The sequence below is a fragment of the Paenibacillus praedii genome (assembly GCF_049725345.1).
Lineage (GTDB): Bacteria > Bacillota > Bacilli > Paenibacillales > Paenibacillaceae > Pristimantibacillus.
Map to the genome: position 1 here is coordinate 1 of NZ_JBMWAM010000017.1, position 21,897 is coordinate 21,897.

Here is a 21,897-nt window from a genome sequence, read left to right on the forward strand (position 1 = left end):
AAAAGGCATGAGTCCGGTACAATACCGAACTCATGCCGAACAGGTTGCCTAAATATAGATGTCTAACTTTTTGGGGTGTCGACGCTGGTATTTTAATAAGAGAAAAGGGAATGAAGAATGACTCTATACAGGCGTTATCAAAGCAACTTCCACGTCTTGAATGGCTGCCCTTTAGTTTCTTTTCCTCAAGAAGATTGCCAATACAATGTGAAAAGACACCTGGATAGGTGTCTTTTTTACTGCCTGGGGAAAAGATACGGGGTCAATTCCCTTGCAATAGCGCGATGCCCCCGATCATTTGGATGGATGGGCATAAATCCGCTCAACGCATCTTCAATTTTTCCATTTCGATATCCATAGATAAGATCTGCTTGTTTTCCTTCAAACCACGCATGAACGGGAGCGATATTTACATCGTAGCTTCTTGCGAGCCTGCTCGTCATACGATTTAATCTGCCAATCCACTCAACCGCAATGGGACTGTTCGGAAATGGATTGTATTGCGTGCAGCAAATGATTCTGGCACGACTTCCTTTTTTTATATGAGTTAGAATGGCGTTTAAATTTGTCTTATAGTCGTTTAAAGCTTGTTGTGCATGTAATGGTTGCTGGTTTCTAAATGAAGACAGTGCCGAGTTGGCTAAATCCACTCCTCCGATCCATATAGAAACAACAGCAGATTCACTAATAATGGATGATCCCTGCCGTATCACCGCATTTAATAGATCATTGCTGCTCCAACCAGGCAGGGCCAAAACATACCCGGTAACCTTACGGGAGCGTGAATTTAAAGTAGATACGGCCAATTGGGGATAAGCCTTTGCCATAGAGGAGGCATTTTCTCCAAATGTAATGGAATCTCCAAGAGCTGTATAGATCATAAGAATATCACCAACCCCGTTTCATTATACATACTGCGCAAATAGCCTGATGAAAAATTAATTTTAAAGATCAACTGTTTGCTTGCTCGTGTATTTCTTCAAGTGCATCTTAGAAATATAATATTGTAATCATGTGCAGTTTGTGTGGACACTAACAATGAATGCTTCATGTCCATTTCTAATCCGTTTCCCCTCCCCCCCCATGTAAAACCCCGATTTTCTTATTTCCGCGGCAGTTGCTCACTACAATGAAATAAAATACGCCAGAATGTTTTTTTGAGGAGGAGATTCAACAACAATGTTTCTCCATTGCGATGCGGAAAGAAGCGAATGCCCATATGTACGCTATTGAAGTTCCTGCTGAATTCCTCACCAAGTACGGAGAGAAATTCCAAATTAAGCTTTCAACGGAGCTGGGCAGCATGCTCCTTCGAGGAAACATGCTGGCTAATAATGAAGCGGCAGGAGAACAAGAAAAGATATCCATAATGATGGCCAAATCTGAGGTTCCGCAAAATGCCGCAATTCAAGGGAAGGTAGGAGTCGTTATAGACCTGCACGTTGAATCGGAGGGGCAAGCTCTTGCTTATAACAATAAGGATGCTGCTGTGACGGTGCAAATTCCTTATGCGCTAAGCGAGGAAGAGCTGGAAAATGTAGAATTATTGTCAGTTTGGTACGTGGATGAGCAAGGTCATGTTCAGTTGGTGCCTACTGGAAAATATGATTTTACTTCTAAGGAAATGCGCTTCCAAACAAGCCACTTTAGTAAATATGCCATTTCCTATTTAACAAAATCATTTAATGATCTAAGCCCAGTCCCTTGGGCTCCACAAGCGATTCAGGTACTAGCATCGAAAGGTATTATTAATGGCGTCACGGATCGTTCTTATCAACCGGGTTCCTTCATAACCCGCGCCGATTTCACGAAAATATTAATCGAAGCGCTGGGCATCACAGCAGCTGTAAATACATCCTTTGTGGATGTAAATCAAGATGATTATTACTATGAAGCGGTAGGAATCGCACATTCGCTAGGAATCATCGAAGGAAGTGGAGATCGCAAATTCAAGGCTTTGATCTCAGGTTATGCTGCAGATGCTGTTGCAGCATTGGTGAAGATGGGATTGGTGCGCAGGGAAGTTATGGCCGAATCGAACCTATGCAGCCTACAACGCGTGCTGAGGCTGCAGTAATCGTGTATAAATTAATTAACTATGTATTCAATTCATACAATTAATAACTGAATAACTGAATTATCCTCTCACCGTGCTAACAATCCTTTGTTGGCACGGTGTTTTCATAACCGTAAATTATTTTTCAAACGAGTAATAATTGTTGATGACGTTAATGCCCTCTCGCGGGCTATCATAATGGAAACAGAACAGAAAGAGGTGCAATCGTGGAACCTGCCATTACTGCGAACAAAAATAATCGAACGAGTGCCAGAAAAAAACGACTTCAAGAAAGCATTGCCGGAAATTCGAACAGGATGTCTTCAAGTATCCGATTGAATGGATTCCTACAAATTTTAATGGCCCTACAAACTACATGAAAGTTTGGGTAGGGGATTATCCGTTTTACCTCTATTATTGGAATACGATCAAAGTTACGCTTTTGACGACATCAGAGCGGCAGCCTTTTTAATATGGTAAAATACATTTAAGATAAGGCTATTGTTTCACCCAGTAGTATAAACTATAATGAGTACTAATTGTAGTTTATTGTCGATACATATATAGTCGTTCTGAAAAATTTCATAACGAAAGGGCACACTCGTTGAAAAATGAGGTCGCAAAGCTATAGGGGCTATCACATTTCCGGATTGGAAATGTTATGCCAGCCAGTTACCGAAGGTAAGGAAACTCTTCTTTTCGGGAGAGTTTTTTTTGTTGCTACAAGAAGATTTAAAAGGTGGTAGAGCAGTGAGTAAATGGAATAAGCCGATCTTTCATATCATAGCGCTGATTGTATTCGCACTTTTAGGCAATATGTTCAACCTGTCTCTTTTGCTTGGGGTCAATTTTATTTTTGGCAGTATATTTACCTTGTTATTATTGCGAATATACGGTCTGAAATGGGCATTAGTGGCATCAATTATTGTGAATGCTTATACCTTGCTGCTATGGAACCATCCTTATGCTTTCATTGTTTTTGTGCTGGAAACGCTATTTGTCGGCCTCTTCTCCAGAGGAAAGAAGATTGTTCTAAATGTTACTCTATATTGGGTGATTTTGGGTATGCCGCTCATTTTTGTGTTTTATCATTATGCTCTGCATATGAATGTCACTGCTTCCTTGCTCATCTCGCTTAAGGATGCGGTGAATGGCATCTGGAATGCATTGATTGCCAGCTTAATCGTTACCTATTTGCCTCTTATTAAATGGCCGGCATTCCAGAAACGTAAAATATCCAGCTCCTTTCACGAGGTTTTATTCAACCACTTTGTCACACTGATCTTCCTTTCTTTGCTTCTTGTGACAGTGATGATCGGCCGCGAACAATACCGCAATATCAAAGAGGAAATAAAATCTGAGACGGAAGCGGATTCCTCCCTCATCCGCAATGACATCATGGATTGGGGAAAAGCCCATGTGGCTGCGGTGAACCTGTTATCGATGGCAGCAGCTGAAAATAGGCTGGAAAAGCTGGACTACTTGCAGCGCCAAGCCGCTTCAGTCCAGACGTTATATCCGGATTTTATTAATTTGTACATTGCTAATCGCAATGGAACTACTAAGGTATTCAATCCATTGCGAAATAACAAAGGAGAGTCAACGATCGGCTTAAACTTCGCGGATCGGCCTTACTTTGAATACATGAGAGAATATCACCAACCGGTTGTTTCCGATGTGTTTCAAGGAAGAGGCGGAATAACCGTGCCCACTGTGATTATTGGCAATCCTATTATGATTAACGGAGAGTTTCAAGGGGCTGCCGTAGGTGCGCTTGATCTTAACTACATTACAACAGAGTTAAAAAATCTGGTGAAAAATAGCTTAATGTATGTCACGATCGTAGATCAAAATAATAAGGTCATTGCAAGCACCCGTGATGATCTAGCCGTTATGAACGAGTATGACTGGACAAAAAGCGGTGGAATACATGTATTGGATGACCGTTTGTACCACTGGTACCCAGACACCATCAAAAATCCAATGAGCAGATGGGGAGAGTCCTCTTATTTTAAAATCATGACGATTCCGCATATGGGGGATTGGCGTATTATAGCCGAGACACCGATTGCTCCTTATCGTGACCGTTTGTATAGCTTTTACATTAATATATTTAGTATCTTATTGGTCTGTGGATTGTTATCCATTCTCATTTCCAATATGATTAGTCGTATTATCGTTAGACCGATCAAGCAATTAACCTACACGACCACAGATTTGCCTGAGAAAATAGCCGAGAACCAGCTCGTGAACTGGAAGGGCAGTTTCATAGAAGAAATTAATACCCTTATTTCGAACAGCAAAGAAATGGCTTTGAGAATTCAAAGCATGTTTGCAGAAATTCAGCTTTTGGCATATTACGACAGCTTAACCGGCTTGCCCAACCGAGTCTACTTTAATCAACGACTGCAAGCCTACTTGGAGGAAGCGAGTGACCTTGGCCACACGGCAGCCGTCCTGTTCATCGATATCGATCGATTTAAGATGGTGAATGATATGTTTGGTCATGCAAATGGCGACTCGTTATTAAAGGAGGCGGCCCGGAGGATTCAAGGCTGTATTGGTCAGGACGCGATCCTCTCAAGGATGGGTGGTGATGAGTTTGTCGCATTACTTCCGAATAGGACCCGTGAACAATCGGAACAAATCGTCCAAACCGTCCTTCAGGCATTTAAAATACCGATGTCGATAAGTGATCATGAAGTGTATACCACACCAAGTATCGGAATCAGCCTCTTTCCATCGGATGGGAAAAGTGACTTGGAGCTCATCAAGAACGCGGATCAAGCGATGTATGCGGTAAAAGAGACAGGTCGTAATGGGTATAGTTTCTATGAGGGAAAGCTAAACACGTCCTTGTCAAACAAGATGAGCCTGGAGACGATGCTTTATAAAGCATTGGATAATGACGAGTTTGAACTATTCTATCAGCCTCGAATGGATTTGAAGACGGATCAAATCATAGGATTAGAGGCTCTGATTCGATGGCGGCATCCTGTTCAAGGCATGATCAGCCCAGCGGACTTTATACCGATAGCCGAAGAGACCGGTCTGATCAGGCCCATTGGAGAATGGGTGATGCGAACGGCTTGCGCGCAAAATAAAGCATGGCAAAATGAGGGCTACGAGCCTGTCTGTGTCTCCGTCAATCTATCCGTAAGACAATTCAAAGATGAGAATCTTGTTCGGATCATCTCAGATATCCTAAACGAGACCCGGCTTGATCCCCAATATTTGGAGCTGGAGATTACGGAAAATATAAGCATGAACATTGAAGACCAGGTACTTTCCATTTTACAGGAGATAAGAAAGTTGGGTGTGAAGATTTCCATTGATGATTTCGGTACGGGGTATTCTTCTTTGAATTATCTTAAAAAATACCCTATCGATTTTCTTAAAATTGATCAGTCTTTCGTTCGAAACATTCAAGGCCAATCAAATGATGAGCCCATTGTGAAGGCCATCATCTACATCGCGCACAGCATCGGTTTAAAGGTTATAGCGGAAGGCGTCGAAACAAAGGAGCAATTGGACTTGCTGCGTGAATTGCGTTGTGATGAGGTTCAGGGGTATTTTATAAGCAAGCCGTTACAAAGTGAAGGGGTAAAGGATTTCTTATTCGCTGCACAGTAATGGGATTTAAAAGACGATAACTCGAATCGAAGAAGCAGTCAAAAAGGCTTAACCCACCGGTTCAATGTCATTAAGATAAGGCGCAGAGCCAAATATCAAGAAAAAGAGCAGGTTATCAAAAAGATAACCCGCTCTTTTTCTTATGTAAGGCTCTGTTAAATTCTAATGTTGATAATTGACCATTATAAAACCGCCTTGGCGCGAAGGCGGTTATTGAGCTATTGAATTCATTTATATATGATGTCATGACTCACCACTTTGCCGTTTTCATCAAAATGAAGTTGCAATAAAGTAACCTTAACCCCTAATCCCGCACTCCCGATGTAGTACAAGAATGTTCTTGATGGTTCAGTTAACTGTTCTGCTGGTTCTCCAAGCAAGTCGATTATTTCATTCTCTGTCATACCCTTAAGTTTATACTTACTTGTTAAACTGCCCATCATATCGTGTCTCTCTTCTGGTTCTTTTAGCCATACTTCTTGGTCAAATTGGCTACATGAACAAAGAATGAGTACCATTAAAAACGAGATTATAGTTTTCTTCATCGGAACATCCCCTCAGTTCATCAAGAATAAGCAGAAAGCCGAAGCTTTTTGTTCGTGTCGGTGACAGTAAACAGGCACGATTTGACCAACATATTTTTCTTATTCGATGCTGTATTCTCATATTCCTTGCTGTCCATATAACGGAACCAAGCCAAATAATGTTGCTTGGTCCTTGCTGATACCACAATATAGGGCTTTTCCGCCTCGTTTACGTGGCTTGCGTTCGGTGATGTTCCGCTTGCCCTTTTCCGAGTACAGAAAGTAGGTCTCGTCCATGTCAACGATACCTTGGAATGACTCGGTTGGAATCTGTTTCAGGGCAGCAAGAATCTTATGTCGCCAGTAAAATAAGGTGACATGTGTGACTTCGTCGTTTACTCATCTTATGTGTATTCTTTTATCGGCGAATTTCATAAGAAATTTTATCATTCAAGCTGCCGCAGCTGATGCGATTCCGCCATCTCTGGGTCTATCTTGTAAGCTTCTGGCGCTAGGTTATCTTCCTCCGTGTTCTCCAAATCCTCGCGTATGAGTAAATGAACCCACTGGCGTATGGCCTCACTCATTTCGTTAGCCGCTTTCGTCGGCAGCTGGTGCTTTTCTTTGCTGAAAGTAACAAGCGTAGCATGGGGAAGCCCCTGCAGCAGTTTTTTGCTGTAGCGCTTAAAGCCGCTGTCTTTTCCTCCATAGAGTAGAAGGATAGGTGCTTTGATTTTGGAGAGCTGCTTCGTGCAATTATAGTTCAGACTGTAACGGTAATATTGATGGATATTGCGGGTGTTCCCGTTTTTTGTATCGTTCAGCAGATTGCGAAAGGTTTGGACGCTGTCAGCATTGCCCCATGTAATGCCCAGCATTAGTATGCGGATCGCAGACTTCCATCTGGACAAACCGATCGCGATACGAATACGATTCCGCAGCAAAACATCGCTTGCCTCTGACATGGCACTAATAAGAACCCCGCCTAAAAAACGATCCGGATAATTAAGCATGGCTTCCAATGCGACAGTTCCTCCGGTCGAATAACCGCATACGATGGCTTGTTTGATGTTCAGATGATCCAGCAGCTGTATAATATCCTCGGCAATCAGCTTATAGGTGATAGGGGTCCTTGATTCCTCGCTTCGTCCATGTCCACGGATATCAAAGGTGATGATCTGATATTCATCGGACAGCTGCGCAAGCTGATATTGGAAATTAGCACTTGTAAGCAGAGGGGGATGGATGAACACAAGGGGTGTTCCTTTACCGTTTGTGTGGAAATGGAGCCTGACTCCGTTAATTTCCTTGATGGGCATAAATATTCCCTCCTTTGATCGATCGTAAAAATTCTCATTTAGCTTTTCCTGACAACGTATTAAATTATCCCAGGTTGCTTTGTTTTTCCAGAATAAGCTCGATCTTACCTTGGAGAAGAGAGTGTGACTGCAAGCATTTCATCTCTAAGGGACGTCTTCTTCATTGGCGATAACTTTATCCATTCGCGCTTGAACATGTTATAATAGAAAGTATTCCGATTGATTAGGAATAAGAAGGGATGCTCATATGCAGGGGTTTGAAGACTGGAACCAGAAAGTGAAAAAAACATTTAATGCAACAAGCAATGAAGATGTATTGACAGTAACTGAGGCAGGACTATCGTTAGGCCTATCCAAAGACCACATGAAAATATATGTGGATAAACATAAATTAACCAAAGTTCCTATTTCAAGAAGTGTCCATAGATACCTGTTATTAAAAAGCGAGATTGATCAAATTGCGGGTACGAAATAAAAAAATGAATAATTTTCTTCAGCTTTGCAATTTTAGCAAAGCTGTGTTATAGTTAGTAAATCGTATATGAGACTTCAAGTCACATATTGGAAAGGGTTGCGATGCTGCCTTTTTCGGTATGTGACTTTTTTAATCGTCTATGTAATGTTTTATAAAAGGAGGAAATAACATGCAAACAGGTACAGTAAAATGGTTTAACGCAGAAAAAGGATTTGGTTTTATCGAGGTAGAGGGCGGCGACGATGTATTCGTACATTTCAGTGCAATCACTGGCGACGGCTTCAAATCGCTTGACGAAGGCCAACGCGTTGAGTTCAACGTCGTTCAAGGCAACCGTGGCAAGCAAGCCGAAAACGTTGTAAAATTGTAATATCCAGCTACCCTGCTTCGACGAAGTAGGGTAGCTTTTTTTTAGAGGCATAGAAGGGGCGTGCTTGTCTATGTATTACTCTCGGAAGAGACCTATAGCAGATTTTCCATGCGAAATGACGGCCATTTGGTCGTGTACGAAGGAAGGCTGCAACGGATGGATGAGAGACAATTATTCGTTTAATGACGTTCCAACCTGCTCGCAGTGTCTTTCTCCAATGAACCGCAGTATGAAAGAACTCCCCATTCTCCAAGATTCCTATGGCCTAAAAATGGCGATAAAGAAAATGGAAGCAAACGTTTAGTCTTTTGGACTGGGTTTAATTCCTGCGCCTCCACCATGTTAAACCCGACCGCATGAGGTCGGGTTTTTGTTTTTTTTTCTCGTGTCTTGCAGTACTGATAGATGAACCGAAGCGATCAGGGAACGATCCGGAAATCTAGAAAGTGCCGTCGGACGCCGGGCTGCCGGTCAAATATTTTTCGGTCAAAATAGACAGCAGCTGGATGCCAACCTCGTTGTGCCCGCCTTCGGGTATGATCAGGTTGGCGTATTTTTTGGACGGCTCGATAAATGCTTCGTGCATCGGCTTTACCGTATTCAAATACTGGTCGTGAATCGACTGAATAGTCCGGCCGCGTTCCTCGATATCCCGAAGCACCCGACGAAGTATACGAACATCGGGATCAGTATCGACGAATACTTTGATATCGAGCAGCTCGCGAAGATTTGCGTCGGACAGCACATGAAGTCCTTCGAGAATGACAATATTGTTCGGCTTAAGCTCTACCGTCTCGACTGTGGAGCGGGCATGAACCGAAAATTCATAGACTGGAGCTTGCGCGGTCTGGCCCTCTTTGAGCCGAATGAGGTCCTCAATCAGGAGTTCATTGTCAAAGGCGAAGGGGTGATCGTAATTAATTAGTTCACATTCCGACATATTGAGATGTGAATGGTCTTTATAGTAATTATCCTGAGATATGAAGGTCACTTTGTCAGATCCAAGACGGTCAATGACGGAGCGGGCAACCGTTGTTTTGCCGGAGCCGGTTCCGCCGGCGATACCAATAATAAGCATGGCGATTCAAGAAACCTCCCTAAGTTGATTGCCGTTGCAATTCTAGTATTGTAGCACAGGACACGTATTTTTTCACCTGGGCGGAACCTATAATGCGGCCTTTATGCTGCGATTGTAGTGTAGAAAGTGCAGTGGATAACTATTGCGATGCTAATTTTTCACAACGGTGCAAACCTACACGACCCAGTACGTCAATAATGAAAGGGATATGTAAAATAGATCGAAAATTCTGATTGCATTATTCGGGATGGGGGCCTATAATAGACCAAATTACATATGGAAAATATTTGTAAGATTCTAATGAAATGCTATATGGCTAGCGAAGGCCTTACGTATAACGAAAGAGAAGGGCTTAGATAAGGTGTTTTTAGTTTGCGATAAAGACAATATGGCGGGGGAGAGTGTTGGCCATGGGCATTGAGCTTTTGACAGAACGTTTAATCATTCGAGACTTTCATGTTGACGATTGGCAGTCTGTTCATCAATATGCTTCCAATCCTTCGGTAGCGAAATACATGATTTGGGGGCCAAATACAGAAGAAGAGACAAAGGCATTCATCCAGCATACGATGAACATGCAGAAGCCTACACCGCGTACGGGTTTCGAGCTGGCGGTTACACTCCGAACAAATGGCAAGCTTATTGGAGGAGTCGGTATTCATGCTTCAGACCGGCAAGGTGAGATGGGCTACTGTCTTCACCCTGATTATTGGCGGCAAGGATATGCTTCGGAGGCAGCGGCAGAGATGCTTCGATTTGGGTTTCGGGAGCTGGGGCTGCATCGGATCTTTGCGACATGCCGTCCAGACAATATCGGATCAGCCAGCGTCATGAAAAAGATTGGCATGCTATACGAGGGCCGCCTCCGCGAGCATATGTTTCATAAAGAGAAATGGCATGACTCCTTTCAGTACTCTATCCTGGAGCATGAATTCAAGGGATTGAATAACGCTTAGAAGGATGTATAATTATATACTTACCTATACTATTTTCTCATTTCGACATTTTCAGTCGTATGCTTACGGAGGTAGACCGATGCTTAATAAAAACAAAACCGTTGTGAAATCTCTGGACCTCCTTAATCTTTTTCTTTCTCATGAAAAATTAAGCCTGAATGAAATGGTGCAGCTCTCGGGTATTCCCAAAACGTCGATTCATCGTATGATCGGTTCACTCGAAGAGATGGGTTTTCTTCATAAGGACAAGGAAGGTAAATATTCGCTTGGATTATTATTTCTGCAATTCGGTCAATTGGTTGCCGAGAGGCTGGATATTAGGCAGGTCGCCAGGCCGGTAATGCAAGCGCTTCGCGATGAATTTGAAGAAGCGGTAAACCTGGTGATCAAGGACCGCAACGAATGCATTTATATCGAGAAGCTGGAATCGACCCATCCGGTTCGGCTTTACACGAAAATTGGCCGGAGAGCGCCTTTATATGCTGGTGCATGCGCCCGCATTATTCTCAGTTTTTTACCGGAGAAGGAAAGGGAGCAATATTTGAATACGATTAATTTGGCGCCTTTTGCGCTTGGAACCATCACCGATATGGAGAAGCTCCGCCAAATGTTAGAAGAGTCGAGGCTACAAGGGTACAGCATCAGTCATTCTGAGCTTGAGGATCATACCGCTTCTCTGGCTGCGCCTATTTTTGATCATTCCGGGCAAGTGGTTGGGGGACTTAGTATCGCGGGTCCTGACGTCCGCTTTCAGGAGGACCGCCTGCCTGAATTGATTGAGAGGGTCAAACGGTCAGCTAACGACATTTCTCAAAAATTAGGATGGATGAATACTATTCAAGTGTAAGTTTGAAGGGTGTTTCTATTTTCCGATGTGAAAAAGCTCATTTCCACTTATTTATAGATAAGAGGGATGGGCTTTTTTATGCTTTGCGGGAGCGCTGCTGGGCCTGTGTTATATTTTCTAACAAACCCATTGAAAAATAGTGTCGAATTAGCTATAATTCAGATATTAAGTAAAAAGTGGAATTCATATTCCGTAATTCGGAACATTAACTGAACGAATAGAGGCGGTGAAAAAATGACGGTGCCAGGTTGTACGATAGCTGCCTATCGCAGCGGTGAGCGTTATCTGTTAGCCTCGAATAGTGATAATCCATGGGATACGCGGACCAAAGTTTGCGTTGTGAATGGAGACCGCTTCAGGTATATGGGGACGCAGCTTATTTGTCCGGATGACAGTCTGCCGTGGTCCAACATGATTACCAGGGGAATTAACGAGAAGGGCATTGCTTTTACCTTTGCCTATGTCGACTGTCAGCCTGAATTGTATCAGGGGGGCGTGGGCTTCAAGGATTTTGGAGATCATGTGCTGGGCAGCTTCCAAACGCTGCAAGAAATTGAGCAGTACCTTCAAGAGCATCCTGTTCAGGTTCATGGCAATTTTCTGTTCGCTGATGATCACGGCAATTTGCTCGTAAGCGAAATTCATCCCTCACGCAAGCATTTTGAATGGAATCCGAAGCAGCCTATCATTCGCACGAACCATTTTTTGAATCTTCCCTTTGCCAATGAGCAGGAAATCTTGGAAACATGTTCGGTTATTCGTTATCAATCCGGTAGCTATAGACTGGAACAACAAGAACAGGACCAATTGGACGAGGTAAAAACGCTTTTACGCAATCATCATCTCAGGGAGCAAGGCGCGCACTGGGGAGGCTCGACCTGTAACCACGGAGAAAAGGTGGGGTCGATAAGCTCGGAAATCATTGATCCTCTAACAAGAGAGCTTCAGTATTGTTACGGGCCTCCATGCGGAGAGAGTTCGAAGATGGGAAGCTGGGGCAAATATGTGCCGTTCAAGCTGAATGATTGGGCTGGAGAAGAAACAACAGCTTTAACAACATTAGACGGTAAAATAGTACATAAGGGGGATCACTGATGCTAAACAGCTGGATTGGCTACGCTATTATGCTTGCCTTTGGGGTCATTATGGTTATTGTATCTATTCTTTCAACACGAAACAGCAAAAAAAATATCGATGACTTTTTCTCTGCCCGGGAAAGCATGAGCTTGCCGATGGCAATGGGTTCATTGGTTGTGGTTTGGGTTTGGAGCAGTTCCTTGATGGGGGCAGCTGAAGGGGCCTACAATTTTGGTGTGGCTGGTTTTTATATGTACGGCATCTCGGTACTTATATCCGCATTGCTGCTAGGCAGGCCAATTTTCAAAAGAGTTCGCAAGCTTGCGCCTTTAATCAGTACGATGCCTGAATTTATGAAGGCCAGAATCGGCAAGCAAACCCATATTGTATTTACGATTGTAGGTATTTTGCAATCGTTCTTCTGGGCCGTGCTTCAGATGACCGCAATCGGGCTTGTAATGAATGTTTTGTTTGGCATTCCTCATGCCGCATCTGTTATGCTTGGTGCAATTATCGTCATTACTTATGTGACCATCGGCGGTCTGAGAGCATCGATCGGAACGGATGTTGTGCATTTTACGATGCTGCTTGTTTTACTCGCGATCGTTATACCGGTCTGCTTATGGGTTGCCGGCGGTCCTCGTGAAATTTATCAAGGACTGGTGAACTCGTCTGTTGATACGGCGACATTGCTTTGGACAAAGGAAAGTATTACAGGCTGGCTTCTTGTCAGTGTTCTGTCTTTCATTAATTATGCGATCATTGATCAGAGCGTGTGGCAGCGGGTTTACGCAACCAAGAAAGGAAACGAATCCAAGCTGGTGCTTGGGACAACCTTTGCGTGGCTTCCAATCCCTGCGGTAGCTGGACTTATGGGTATGGTTGGCTTGGCGCAGGGATTGGATGTGAATCCATCGGAGATTTTCCCTGCCGTTGTGGGAGAGCTGCTTGGCACTTGGGGCATCTATGCGATGGCGATCATCATGATTGCTACTATTTTATCGACTACCGATTCTTGTCTCAATGCGTTATCTACCTTAATTGTAAAAGATATTTATATTCCATACTTTAAGAAAAATGCACCAATGACTTCGAATCAGGAAATGAAAATCGCCCGTTTTGTCGTCATCATTAGCGGATTGGCAATCGCATTATTCAGCTTGGCGCAATTCTCGATTCTTTATCTGAATTACGCGGTCGGCGCGTTGACGCTTGCGATGACTTGGCCGTTCGTGTTGTCAGTCTTCATGAAAAAGCTTAATAAAAATGCCGCATATTGGGGTTTGGTGATCGGTACCATCTCCGGACTATTCTTTGCCGTCATCCCTGGAGCGGGATTAATGGAACCGATCGTGCCTTTGTGGGTAGGCTATTTGATCTCTCATGCAATCGCTGCGGGCATACCGCTGATTGGCACATTAATTAAGCCGGATCATGAATTCCAATTTGAAAAGGCATTTAAACAGGAGGCGATATAAATGGAAATGAGTGAAAATGCATTCGTCATTACCGTCTATGTCCTGCTAGCTTGGTTTATTATTGCGAATCTTCTTTTGGCGGGGTTTAGTTTAAAGGATTGGATTATCATGACGTTTAAACAGCCGAAGCCTAAACAGCAGAATCATCAGAATAAAGAACTGTAATAGAATGACTGTACATATAGAAACCTAGCTGACTGAGCTAGGTTTCTATTCACAGTCAAGAGATGAAAGAAGGCAGGCGTACGATATGAACCGGATTGACTTAAATTGTGACCTCGGGGAAAGCTTTGGCGCCTATACGCTGGGTCTGGATGAGCAGGTGCTGCCTATCGTTACATCGGTGAACATTGCATGCGGATATCATGCAGGTGATCCTGGGGTGATGCGCAGAACAGTCAAGCTTGCACTCGAGAACAACGTGGCCATTGGCGCGCATCCCGGACTTCCTGATTTGATCGGCTTTGGCCGGCGGAATATGGAGATTACCCCTCAAGATGGTTACGATATGGTCCTTTACCAAATCGGGGCGCTGGACGGATTTGTGAAATCCGAAGGGGGCGTCATGCAGCATGTAAAGCCTCATGGCGCGCTTTATAATATGGCAGCTAAGAAAAGGGAATTGGCCCAAGCGATCGCTGAAGCCGTGTACCGCTATAATCCGGAGCTCATTTTATTCGGTCTCTCCGGCAGTCAACTGATACGGGCTGGGGAGGAAATTGGTCTTCAAACCGCGGATGAGGTTTTCGCTGACCGCACGTATCAGTCGGATGGTTCCTTAACGCCGAGAAATCTTCCCGATGCTGTCATTACTGATCATAATCAAGCGATTTCGAATGTTCTGCGTATGGTTAAAGAAGCTGCTGTACAGTCCCAGCAGGGAGTGGACATCAAGATCAAGGCAGACACCGTCTGCATACATGGCGATAACGCGCAGGCTTTACTGCTTGCCCGTCAAATTCGGGAACGCTGCGAAGCGTCGGGCATTTCAGTCCGCGCGGCAGGACGACGATAGGAAAGGATGAGCGTAATGAGTAATCTGGCTAATAGGAATGCAGCTGAGATCCGTTCCTTGATTCGAAACAATGAATTAATAAAGCCAACATCAGGTATGGCAAGCGGTTTTACACAAGCGAACCTGGCTATTTTGAAAAAAGAGCTTGCCTTTGAATTTCTGCTGTTCTGCCAGCGGAATCCAAAGTCATGTCCAATCATCGACGTCACGGAGCCGGGCTCCCCAATCCCGCTGCTGTCCGCTCCAGGAGCGGATCTGAGAACGGATATCCCGAAATATAGAATTTATAAGCATGGGGTACTAGTTGAAGAGGTAACGGATATCATGAGCTATTGGGAAGACGATATGGTCGCTTTCCTTATCGGCTGCAGCTTCACCTTTGAGCACCCGTTAATGAATAACGGGATTACGGTGCGGCATATCGAGGAAAACTGCAATGTGCCGATGTATAAGACGAATATCCCATGTATAAAAGCAGGAAGATTCGAAGGGCCTACTGTGGTTAGTATGCGCCCGATTCCGGAGAAGGACGTTGTACGGGCGGTTCAAGTTACTTCTCGCTTTCCGGCTGTCCATGGCGCTCCCATCCATATCGGCAATCCTGCAAGCATTGGCATTCAAGATATTCACAAGCCTGACTTTGGAGATCGCGTTACGATCAAAGAAGGAGAGGTTCCGGTGTTCTGGGCATGCGGTGTGACTCCGCAAGCGGTTGCGATGCATGTGAAGCCGGAGCTTATGATTACGCACGCTCCAGGGCATATGTTTATTTCAGACCTGCGCGATGAGCAGTTCGGTGTAATATAGTATCCTCATCAATGAAACGATAGCTGACACGGCAAGCTGAGAGCAGTGCTACTTGAAGATAAGTTCATTCGATGAATGGGCTGTCCAGGGTTTGCCCGCTTGAACTGCCGATTGTCAGCTATATTTTTTTAACGTTGATCGTCCATTTTGGGAGGGGTTCATGAAGTGTAAGGTTATGCCTTGTGAATTCAGTGTGAATCGCATTATAATGGGATTAGGATAGTTCATAATTCGGAATATCAATACCGAATATCGGAATAGAGGGGATGAAGTGAAGCAGATTATGAATAAAGATGAATTTCCGGTGCAGATCGTCCCGCTGGGGGAATCGGCGATTCGAATGGAATTGGGAAACAGCATTCATCCAGATATCCATCGTAAGGTAAAGAGAATCGTAGACGGTCTTGATAAGTATCCATTTCCAGGGATGATAGAATGCGTACCGGCGTTCACGAGCGTTACGGTATTCTATGACCCTTTGAAAATAAGAAAACTACACATCAGCCGCCCGGAGTTCGCTGATCAATCGTGTTATGAGATAGTTTCCGCCACGCTGCAGCAGCTGGTGTCAAAGCTTGATGATCATGCCGATGATAAGCCAAGGATAGTGGAAATTCCGGTATGCTATGGGGGAGAATTTGGACCCGATTTAGATGATGTGGCGGCGCATAATGGATTAACGCCGGAGGAAGTCATCGCCATTCATTCCAGCGGGGAATATCTTGTTTACATGATCGGGTTCGCCCCTGGGTTCCCCTATTTGGGTGAAATGTCTGAGCGGATTGCGACTCCGAGAAGGTCATCGCCGCGAACGGAGATTCCGGCAGGATCGGTAGGGATTGCAGGCATGCAAACGGGCATTTACCCGATCTCCACACCGGGGGGCTGGCAGTTAATTGGACGGACGCCTCTGCAGCTGTTTCGACCAAAAGAAGAACAGCCAAGTCTTCTGCGATCAGGAGATACCATCATTTTTCGTTCGATCTCCTTGGAGGAATTCGAGAGCTGGGGGGGACGAATCGATGAGTATTAGCGTGCTGCAGCCAGGAATGTTGTCGAGTATACAAGATTTGGGCAGGTTTGGCTACCAAAAGCATGGCGTGATCGTGAGCGGTGCGATGGATGCCTATTCTCTTCGTACGGCAAACCTGCTGGTTGGAAATGAAGAAGCTGAAGCCGCGTTGGAGATGACGTTAATGGGGCCTTCGCTGCTTTTAAAAGAAGATACCCTGCTCGCCATAACAGGCGGTGACTTATCGCCCACCCTGAATAAACAGCCGGTTCCCATGTGGAGACCGCTCTATGTCAAGGCAGGCAGTGTACTCGAATTTGGCGCTTGCAAATCGGGATGCCGGGCTTATCTGGCCGTTGCAGGAGGGTACCATATTCCAGTTGTCATGGGCAGCAAGAGTACATATCTGCGGGCCGGTATTGGAGGCTATGAGGGACGAGCTTTAAAAGAAGGGGACGAGCTTGCCTTGCAGCCGATGACGGAACAAAACATCCGCTTGATGAGGCGTTTGCAGAAGGAAGCGGGATCGCGCTCGGTTGCTTTCACCCCTTGGTATGCGGAAGGCTCGATTCTACAGCAAACCGGAGACATCACGGTGCGTGTTACTCGGGGCAGTCAATTTGAGCAGTTTGATGATCCTAGCCGGCAACGTTTCTATAGCCAGCCATTTCAGATTACCCCTCAGTCGGATCGAATGGGGTATCGATTGTCTGGACCGGCGCTGCAGTTGAAGGAATCGCTTGAGATGATTTCAGAAGGGGTTTGTCTTGGTACGATTCAAGTGCCTCCTGACGGCAATCCTATTATATTGTTAGCTGACAGACAAACCGCAGGCGGTTATCCGAGCATTGCTCAGGTGGCCGCGGTGGATATTGCGGTTATAGCCCAAATGAAGCCGGGTCAAAAACTGACATTTCAAGAGATTACGGTGAAAGAAGCAGAGCAGCTGTATTTCGATAGAGAACGGGACATGGAAGAGATGAAAACCGCAATCCACTTGAAGTTTACTTAGACAATTGCAGCGTAATCAGCTCAGCCTGCTAAACCAAACAAATAAGCTTGAGGGAGTTATGTAATGTCTACTATTAACGAGCTAAGAGAAATGATTAAAATGGTGGAACAGTCCTCTATCCAGCGTTTTGAGCATGAGACAACACGAATAGTTATTGTCAAAGGTGACGGATCTGCGGAGAAATCGATAAAGATGGACATCGATGTATCGCATGGTGAGCCTTCAGCTAGAAATTTAATAGCCGATGCGGTCGCAGAATTAAAGCAGCCTCAAGCAGATGCAAATCTGCACAAGATCACCTCGCCCACAATGGGGACGTATTATTCCGCCTCACAGCCAGGTGAAGAACCATTCGTCACAATCGGCCAGTCCGTGAGTGCGGCTACGGTCGTTTGTGTATTGGAAGCGATGAAGCTGTTTACTGAAATCGTTGCAGGAGTCGAGGGGCAGATCGAAGAGGTGTTGGTTAAGGACGGGGATTTTATTGAGTATGGACAACCTCTGTTCATCGTTAGAAAAGGGGAATGATCATGTTCAACAAGGTGTTAATCGCCAATCGGGGTGAAATTGCCGTTCGGATTATAAGAGCCTGCCGCGAGATGGGCATCGCTACGGTGGCTGTATACTCGGAAGCGGACCGGCATGCGCTGCACGCGCAGCTGGCGGATGAAGCCTATTGCATCGGGCCTACGGCATCGAAGCACAGCTATTTGAATATAGCGCATTTAATGACGCTAGCCAAATTCACCCAAGCGGATGCCATCCATCCGGGTTATGGCTTTCTGGCTGAAAATGCTGATTTCGCACAAATATGCGCAGCCAATGGCATTGTATTTATCGGTCCGGAAGCGGAAGCGATTAGAAATATGGGAGACAAAGCGATTGCCAGGGAAACGATGAAGCAGGCAGGCGTTCCTACAGTTCCAGGGACAGAAGGCCTCATTGAAGATCTGGAAACAGCGGCTCGTGTAGCTGAAGAGATCGGGTACCCCGTTATTGTAAAAGCAACCGCCGGTGGCGGCGGGAAAGGTATGCGTGTCGCCCAAGATAAGGAAGAGCTCAGTAAATGTATCCGTCAGGCGCAGCAGGAAGCGGAAACGGCATTTGGCGATGCCGGTGTTTATTTGGAAAAGTATTTGGAAGAGCCCAGACATATCGAGATTCAAATTATGGCTGATAAGCATGGCCATGTCGTCTATCTTGGAGAACGGGACTGCTCCATTCAGCGCCGTCATCAGAAGCTCGTTGAGGAGGCCCCATCGCCTGCAATTGATCAAGCGATGAGGGATCAAATGGGCCGCGTGGCTGTGTTGGCTGCTCATGCTGTGAATTACCACGGAGCCGGCACGGTGGAGTTTCTTCTGGATAAGCACGGTCAATTTTATTTCATGGAAATGAATACCCGGATTCAAGTGGAGCATCCGGTAACCGAGCTTGTGACAGGCGTGGATCTCATTAAAGAGCAGATCGCCGTGGCGGCAGGAGCTCCTCTTTCCTTTAGGCAAGAAGAGGTCAGCATTAAGGGATGGGCGATCGAGTGCCGAATTAATGCGGAGAATCCCGCCCTTAATTTTATGCCGTCACCGGGCACGGTTGAGCAGTACCGTCCTCCGGGCGGCTTCGGTGTCCGAATTGACAGTGCCGTGTTTGCCGGTTATGAAATTTCCCCTTTCTATGATTCGATGGTGGCCAAATTGATTGTATGGGGAAAGGATCGTCAGGAGGCGATACAGCGAATGAAGCGGGCATTAAGCGAATTTACGATTAAAGGAATAGAGACCACCATTCCGTTTCACCAACGTTTGCTGGAGCACGAACAGTTTGTCAGCGGGGATTTTAATACCAAATTTCTCGAAATGTATTCCATTATGGATGCCGAGCAACGTTAGAAAAATAGCGGTTCGGCAGGACGAGCACGGAAAGAGGGTATCCCAAAAGGTCAAACGGACCTAAGGGATGCCTCATTTTTTTTTAGTTACATCATCCCGCGTACATCTGTTACCTCAAAGTAAGGCCATGCCGTACCGAACCAATAAGAGAAGATCAGGACGATGATGAAATAAAGAGCAAACACCAAGTCTGATGCGGAATAACCGACCTTGTAATAATAGGTCCGCTGCGCATCGTTAGTGAATTGTCTGGATTCCATTGCAATGGCAATGCGTTGTGCTCGGCGGATGCTCTGTGCTAGCAGCGGAATTGCATAACGTTGGATAGTTAAATACAGGCCCCTAGGCGTATAGCTGTTGCGCACGCCTCTGACCTTCAGCGCATGCCTTAGCGTTTGGAATTCCTCCAGCAGCAGCGGGAGCATGCGCATGGCCGCCAAGAAGCTGTAAGCGTATTTTGGAGGTAATTTGTACTGCTGCATCAAGGAATAGAACAGGTAGACAGGTCTTGTGGTCAGTCCGAACATCAGACCGGCAGCTGCCATATTTAACGCTCTGAAGCCTAAGTGCAGCCCGCGAAAGAAGCTCTCCTCTGTAATATGGATTAAGCCGTAGCGAAGCCAGGTCGTACTGCCTTGACCGAACAGCATCATGCCGGTAGAGGTGGATAGGAACACGAGCAGAAAGGGCGATGAATATAACAGCAGACGCTTCCACGGATGACCGGACCATAGAGCCAATAAAAGCAGAACGCCAATCGTCAAGTTAATTAAAATATTCAGGTTGTGTACAAGAAGGACGACTACGAACAGCGCAATGAATAGCAACAGCTTCAGCCCGGGATTTACGCGATGCAGCCAGGTTTGATGATGCGGAAACGTTAATTGCATGGCTCATCGGCCTCCTTGCAGCGAACCATCGTGAGCTTTCCGGCTTGAATTTCCCATACACGGGTGGAGTAATGCTGGACGATTTCCTCGTCATGCGTGACGAGGATGATCGTTGCGCCTTGTATGCGCAATTGCTCCAATCGGTCGAGCATGGAAAATGTGTTTCTTGCATCCAGTCCGAAGGTCGGTTCATCCAGCAGCAGAAGCTTTTGCCCTCGCTCAATCGAGACCGCGACGCTGAGGCGCCTTTTTTGCCCCATCGATAGCTGATAAGGATGCCTGTTCTTGTAGGGGAGCAGGTGGAAGCGCTCAAGCACATCCAATACACGCCTTTTTCGTTCATCCTTGTCGATTGTTTCGAGTTGAAAGGAATAGGCAATCTCATCTTCTACGGAGTTCGTAATGAATTGAAATTCCGGGTTTTGGAATACGAAGGCGATGCGATCAGCGAGTAGCTCGATTTTGTTTGTAATCAGCCCGCTGACTGAACAAATGCCGTCTGTTTTAATCAGCCTCATGATGGCAAGTAATAACGAGCTTTTTCCAGCTCCATTCGCTCCGATGACGGATATCCACTCGCCTGCTGTTACGTCCATGTGGTTGACGACAATTTTAGGCAGGCCTCCACGGTAGCCTCGAAACTGCTCCATATGGAGCAGGGCGGAATTGTCCGGTTGATCTACAGGCTTCGCAGTGGATGTTCGTTTTTGGTTGTTATCCCTATGATCGCGCCAAACCCCGGGATACCAAATGCCATACTCGATAAACTGCTGCTTATGAGAAGCAAATACTTCAGCGGGCGTTCCCTCTGTCAGTAATGCTCCATCCGGACTCATCACGATCAAGCGGTCCACCCAATCGACAATTTGATCTATTTTATGTTCTACAATAATAAGTGTTTGTTCCGAGGTACTGCGCTTAATTGAATCCCATACTTGCTTGGTGCCTTCCGAATCGAGCAGCGCGGTGGGCTCGTCCAGAAATAATACGTCAGGCTCCAGCGCCATGGCCGAAGCGACGGCAAGCCTTTGCTTCATCCCTTGGGACAAGGACTGGATTAATGTATGTGTATGCTCCAGCTGCAGCCCGACCCTCGCCAACAGCCGCTCGATCCGCGCAGGCATTTCCTCACGGGGAACACAAAGGTTTTCTAAGACGAAAGCCAATTCCTCATCTACATAGGGCATGCAAAACTGGGCGTCTGGATCTTGAAAAACGTAACCGGAACGTTCAGGCACGGTAATGGCGTCCTGCTTCATAGGCAGCTCGATCGAACGCGGCACGAGACCGCTCAGCACTTGCAGCACGGTCGATTTGCCGCACCCGCTCGGACCGAGTAGCAGCACCTTTTCGCCTTGTTGAACAGAAAGAGACAGCCCCTTAAAAAGCAGGCCGTCCTCTCCTGGATATTTTAAACGTAGGTTTGTGAATCCTGCTGCTAGTGTAGGCTGCATGCTCA

The 21,897-nt window shown here is 45.6% G+C and carries 22 protein-coding genes, 2 pseudogenes and 1 riboswitch; of the genes and pseudogenes, 17 read left to right on the plus strand and 7 right to left on the minus strand.

Annotation, left to right across the window (positions count from 1 at the left end):
- Nucleotides 1-236: 236 nt before the first annotated feature.
- The gene (locus tag ACO9K6_RS15315) at nucleotides 237-881 is read right to left on the minus strand and encodes an SGNH/GDSL hydrolase family protein (protein ID WP_424768428.1); all 645 of its coding nucleotides are present in this window, start codon (nucleotides 879-881) and stop codon (nucleotides 237-239) included.
- A 338-nt stretch (nucleotides 882-1,219) separates the two neighbouring features.
- On the opposite strand from ACO9K6_RS15315, the gene ACO9K6_RS15320 reads away from it, so the two are divergent.
- From ACO9K6_RS15320 to ACO9K6_RS15330, 3 genes and pseudogenes are all read left to right on the plus strand, one after another.
- Nucleotides 1,220-2,077, plus strand: coding sequence for an S-layer homology domain-containing protein (locus ACO9K6_RS15320; protein ID WP_424768429.1), 858 nt, complete (start codon nucleotides 1,220-1,222; stop codon nucleotides 2,075-2,077).
- A gap of 283 nt (nucleotides 2,078-2,360) precedes the next feature.
- A pseudogene (locus tag ACO9K6_RS15325) lies at nucleotides 2,361-2,507 on the plus strand (carbohydrate ABC transporter permease); the annotation flags it as partial.
- Nucleotides 2,508-2,640: 133 nt separating this feature from the next.
- A riboswitch (cyclic di-GMP riboswitch) is annotated at nucleotides 2,641-2,736 on the plus strand.
- A gap of 70 nt (nucleotides 2,737-2,806) precedes the next feature.
- Nucleotides 2,807-5,689 (plus strand): EAL domain-containing protein, encoded by a 2,883-nt coding sequence (locus ACO9K6_RS15330; protein ID WP_424768430.1) that lies wholly within the window; start codon nucleotides 2,807-2,809, stop codon nucleotides 5,687-5,689.
- A gap of 227 nt (nucleotides 5,690-5,916) precedes the next feature.
- Here ACO9K6_RS15330 and ACO9K6_RS15335 read toward each other — a convergent pair whose 3' ends face one another.
- The 3 genes and pseudogenes from ACO9K6_RS15335 to ACO9K6_RS15345 all read right to left on the minus strand — a co-directional run bounded on the left by ACO9K6_RS15335 (nucleotide 5,917) and on the right by ACO9K6_RS15345 (nucleotide 7,532).
- Nucleotides 5,917-6,234 (minus strand): hypothetical protein, encoded by a 318-nt coding sequence (locus ACO9K6_RS15335; protein WP_424768431.1) that lies wholly within the window; start codon nucleotides 6,232-6,234, stop codon nucleotides 5,917-5,919.
- Nucleotides 6,235-6,399: 165 nt separating this feature from the next.
- Nucleotides 6,400-6,600 (minus strand): annotated as a pseudogene (locus tag ACO9K6_RS21005) (IS1595 family transposase); the annotation flags it as partial.
- A 59-nt stretch (nucleotides 6,601-6,659) separates the two neighbouring features.
- On the minus strand, nucleotides 6,660-7,532 hold the full coding sequence (locus ACO9K6_RS15345; RefSeq protein ID WP_424768432.1) for an alpha/beta fold hydrolase: 873 nt from the start codon (nucleotides 7,530-7,532) through the stop codon (nucleotides 6,660-6,662).
- A 247-nt stretch (nucleotides 7,533-7,779) separates the two neighbouring features.
- Here ACO9K6_RS15345 and ACO9K6_RS15350 point away from each other — a divergent pair, with 247 nt between their 5' ends.
- The 3 genes from ACO9K6_RS15350 to ACO9K6_RS15360 all read left to right on the plus strand — a co-directional run bounded on the left by ACO9K6_RS15350 (nucleotide 7,780) and on the right by ACO9K6_RS15360 (nucleotide 8,681).
- Nucleotides 7,780-8,007, plus strand: a complete 228-nt coding sequence (locus tag ACO9K6_RS15350) for a DNA-binding protein (protein ID WP_424768433.1) — start codon at nucleotides 7,780-7,782, stop codon at nucleotides 8,005-8,007.
- Between the two features lie 169 nt (nucleotides 8,008-8,176).
- Nucleotides 8,177-8,377, plus strand: coding sequence for a cold-shock protein (locus tag ACO9K6_RS15355; RefSeq protein ID WP_424768434.1), 201 nt, complete (start codon nucleotides 8,177-8,179; stop codon nucleotides 8,375-8,377).
- Nucleotides 8,378-8,447: 70 nt separating this feature from the next.
- On the plus strand, nucleotides 8,448-8,681 hold the full coding sequence (locus tag ACO9K6_RS15360) for a cold-shock protein (protein WP_424768435.1): 234 nt from the start codon (nucleotides 8,448-8,450) through the stop codon (nucleotides 8,679-8,681).
- A gap of 135 nt (nucleotides 8,682-8,816) precedes the next feature.
- Here the strand turns inward: ACO9K6_RS15360 and udk are convergent, their stop codons facing one another.
- Nucleotides 8,817-9,455 (minus strand): uridine kinase, encoded by a 639-nt coding sequence (gene udk, locus ACO9K6_RS15365; RefSeq protein WP_424768436.1) that lies wholly within the window; start codon nucleotides 9,453-9,455, stop codon nucleotides 8,817-8,819.
- Between the two features lie 410 nt (nucleotides 9,456-9,865).
- Between udk and ACO9K6_RS15370 the strand changes: the two genes are divergently transcribed.
- The 11 genes from ACO9K6_RS15370 (at nucleotide 9,866) to accC (ending at nucleotide 19,548) form a co-directional block, all read left to right on the plus strand.
- Nucleotides 9,866-10,411, plus strand: a complete 546-nt coding sequence (locus ACO9K6_RS15370; protein WP_424768437.1) for a GNAT family N-acetyltransferase — start codon at nucleotides 9,866-9,868, stop codon at nucleotides 10,409-10,411.
- Nucleotides 10,412-10,490: 79 nt separating this feature from the next.
- Complete coding sequence (locus ACO9K6_RS15375; protein WP_424768438.1) at nucleotides 10,491-11,258, plus strand: IclR family transcriptional regulator; 768 nt, start codon at nucleotides 10,491-10,493, stop codon at nucleotides 11,256-11,258.
- A 234-nt stretch (nucleotides 11,259-11,492) separates the two neighbouring features.
- Nucleotides 11,493-12,353, plus strand: a complete 861-nt coding sequence (locus ACO9K6_RS15380) for a carcinine hydrolase/isopenicillin-N N-acyltransferase family protein (RefSeq protein WP_424768439.1) — start codon at nucleotides 11,493-11,495, stop codon at nucleotides 12,351-12,353.
- Complete coding sequence (locus ACO9K6_RS15385; RefSeq protein ID WP_424768440.1) at nucleotides 12,353-13,813, plus strand: sodium:solute symporter family transporter; 1,461 nt, start codon at nucleotides 12,353-12,355, stop codon at nucleotides 13,811-13,813. The genes ACO9K6_RS15380 and ACO9K6_RS15385 overlap by 1 nt, the downstream gene beginning before the upstream one ends.
- Complete coding sequence (locus ACO9K6_RS15390; protein ID WP_424768441.1) at nucleotides 13,814-13,978, plus strand: hypothetical protein; 165 nt, start codon at nucleotides 13,814-13,816, stop codon at nucleotides 13,976-13,978.
- Nucleotides 13,979-14,063: 85 nt separating this feature from the next.
- Nucleotides 14,064-14,828: a LamB/YcsF family protein gene (locus ACO9K6_RS15395; protein WP_424768442.1), complete on the plus strand. Its 765-nt coding sequence runs from the start codon at nucleotides 14,064-14,066 to the stop codon at nucleotides 14,826-14,828.
- Between the two features lie 15 nt (nucleotides 14,829-14,843).
- Entirely contained in the window at nucleotides 14,844-15,635 is a 792-nt protein-coding gene (locus ACO9K6_RS15400; protein WP_424768443.1) for a putative hydro-lyase, read from the plus strand.
- A gap of 283 nt (nucleotides 15,636-15,918) precedes the next feature.
- Entirely contained in the window at nucleotides 15,919-16,668 is a 750-nt protein-coding gene (pxpB, locus tag ACO9K6_RS15405) for a 5-oxoprolinase subunit PxpB (protein ID WP_424768503.1), read from the plus strand.
- Complete coding sequence (locus tag ACO9K6_RS15410; protein ID WP_424768444.1) at nucleotides 16,658-17,659, plus strand: 5-oxoprolinase subunit C family protein; 1,002 nt, start codon at nucleotides 16,658-16,660, stop codon at nucleotides 17,657-17,659. The genes pxpB and ACO9K6_RS15410 overlap by 11 nt, the downstream gene beginning before the upstream one ends.
- A gap of 63 nt (nucleotides 17,660-17,722) precedes the next feature.
- Complete coding sequence (gene accB, locus ACO9K6_RS15415; RefSeq protein WP_424768445.1) at nucleotides 17,723-18,187, plus strand: acetyl-CoA carboxylase biotin carboxyl carrier protein; 465 nt, start codon at nucleotides 17,723-17,725, stop codon at nucleotides 18,185-18,187.
- A 2-nt stretch (nucleotides 18,188-18,189) separates the two neighbouring features.
- The gene (gene accC / locus ACO9K6_RS15420; RefSeq protein WP_424768446.1) at nucleotides 18,190-19,548 is read left to right on the plus strand and encodes an acetyl-CoA carboxylase biotin carboxylase subunit; all 1,359 of its coding nucleotides are present in this window, start codon (nucleotides 18,190-18,192) and stop codon (nucleotides 19,546-19,548) included.
- Between the two features lie 86 nt (nucleotides 19,549-19,634).
- Here accC and ACO9K6_RS15425 read toward each other — a convergent pair whose 3' ends face one another.
- Nucleotides 19,635-20,438: an energy-coupling factor transporter transmembrane component T family protein gene (locus ACO9K6_RS15425; RefSeq protein WP_424768447.1), complete on the minus strand. Its 804-nt coding sequence runs from the start codon at nucleotides 20,436-20,438 to the stop codon at nucleotides 19,635-19,637.
- Nucleotides 20,429-21,892 carry an ABC transporter ATP-binding protein gene (locus ACO9K6_RS15430; protein ID WP_424768448.1) on the minus strand — a complete coding sequence of 488 codons (1,464 nt, stop codon included), beginning with the start codon at nucleotides 21,890-21,892 and terminating at the stop codon, nucleotides 20,429-20,431. The genes ACO9K6_RS15425 and ACO9K6_RS15430 overlap by 10 nt, the downstream gene beginning before the upstream one ends.
- Between the last annotated feature and the right edge of the window lie 5 nt (nucleotides 21,893-21,897).

Bases quoted from the DNA above. Each gene is read 5' to 3' on its own strand.
- ACO9K6_RS15315 (WP_424768428.1), bottom strand. From the start codon at position 881: ATGATCTATACAGCTCTTGGAGATTCCATTACATTTGGAGAAAATGCC.
- ACO9K6_RS15400 (WP_424768443.1), top strand. From the start codon at position 14,844: ATGAGTAATCTGGCTAATAGGAATGCAGCTGAGATCCGTTCCTTGATT.
- accC (WP_424768446.1), top strand. From the start codon at position 18,190: ATGTTCAACAAGGTGTTAATCGCCAATCGGGGTGAAATTGCCGTTCGG.
- ACO9K6_RS15320 (WP_424768429.1), top strand. From the start codon at position 1,220: ATGTACGCTATTGAAGTTCCTGCTGAATTCCTCACCAAGTACGGAGAG.
- ACO9K6_RS15390 (WP_424768441.1), top strand. From the start codon at position 13,814: ATGGAAATGAGTGAAAATGCATTCGTCATTACCGTCTATGTCCTGCTA.
- ACO9K6_RS15335 (WP_424768431.1), bottom strand. From the start codon at position 6,234: ATGAAGAAAACTATAATCTCGTTTTTAATGGTACTCATTCTTTGTTCA.
- accB (WP_424768445.1), top strand. From the start codon at position 17,723: ATGTCTACTATTAACGAGCTAAGAGAAATGATTAAAATGGTGGAACAG.
- ACO9K6_RS15375 (WP_424768438.1), top strand. From the start codon at position 10,491: ATGCTTAATAAAAACAAAACCGTTGTGAAATCTCTGGACCTCCTTAAT.
- ACO9K6_RS15425 (WP_424768447.1), bottom strand. From the start codon at position 20,438: ATGCAATTAACGTTTCCGCATCATCAAACCTGGCTGCATCGCGTAAAT.
- ACO9K6_RS15355 (WP_424768434.1), top strand. From the start codon at position 8,177: ATGCAAACAGGTACAGTAAAATGGTTTAACGCAGAAAAAGGATTTGGT.
- ACO9K6_RS15370 (WP_424768437.1), top strand. From the start codon at position 9,866: ATGGGCATTGAGCTTTTGACAGAACGTTTAATCATTCGAGACTTTCAT.
- udk (WP_424768436.1), bottom strand. From the start codon at position 9,455: ATGCTTATTATTGGTATCGCCGGCGGAACCGGCTCCGGCAAAACAACG.
- ACO9K6_RS15385 (WP_424768440.1), top strand. From the start codon at position 12,353: ATGCTAAACAGCTGGATTGGCTACGCTATTATGCTTGCCTTTGGGGTC.
- ACO9K6_RS15360 (WP_424768435.1), top strand. From the start codon at position 8,448: ATGTATTACTCTCGGAAGAGACCTATAGCAGATTTTCCATGCGAAATG.
- ACO9K6_RS15350 (WP_424768433.1), top strand. From the start codon at position 7,780: ATGCAGGGGTTTGAAGACTGGAACCAGAAAGTGAAAAAAACATTTAAT.
- ACO9K6_RS15380 (WP_424768439.1), top strand. From the start codon at position 11,493: ATGACGGTGCCAGGTTGTACGATAGCTGCCTATCGCAGCGGTGAGCGT.
- ACO9K6_RS15410 (WP_424768444.1), top strand. From the start codon at position 16,658: ATGAGTATTAGCGTGCTGCAGCCAGGAATGTTGTCGAGTATACAAGAT.
- ACO9K6_RS15345 (WP_424768432.1), bottom strand. From the start codon at position 7,532: ATGCCCATCAAGGAAATTAACGGAGTCAGGCTCCATTTCCACACAAAC.
- pxpB (WP_424768503.1), top strand. From the start codon at position 15,919: ATGAATAAAGATGAATTTCCGGTGCAGATCGTCCCGCTGGGGGAATCG.
- ACO9K6_RS15430 (WP_424768448.1), bottom strand. From the start codon at position 21,892: ATGCAGCCTACACTAGCAGCAGGATTCACAAACCTACGTTTAAAATAT.
- ACO9K6_RS15395 (WP_424768442.1), top strand. From the start codon at position 14,064: ATGAACCGGATTGACTTAAATTGTGACCTCGGGGAAAGCTTTGGCGCC.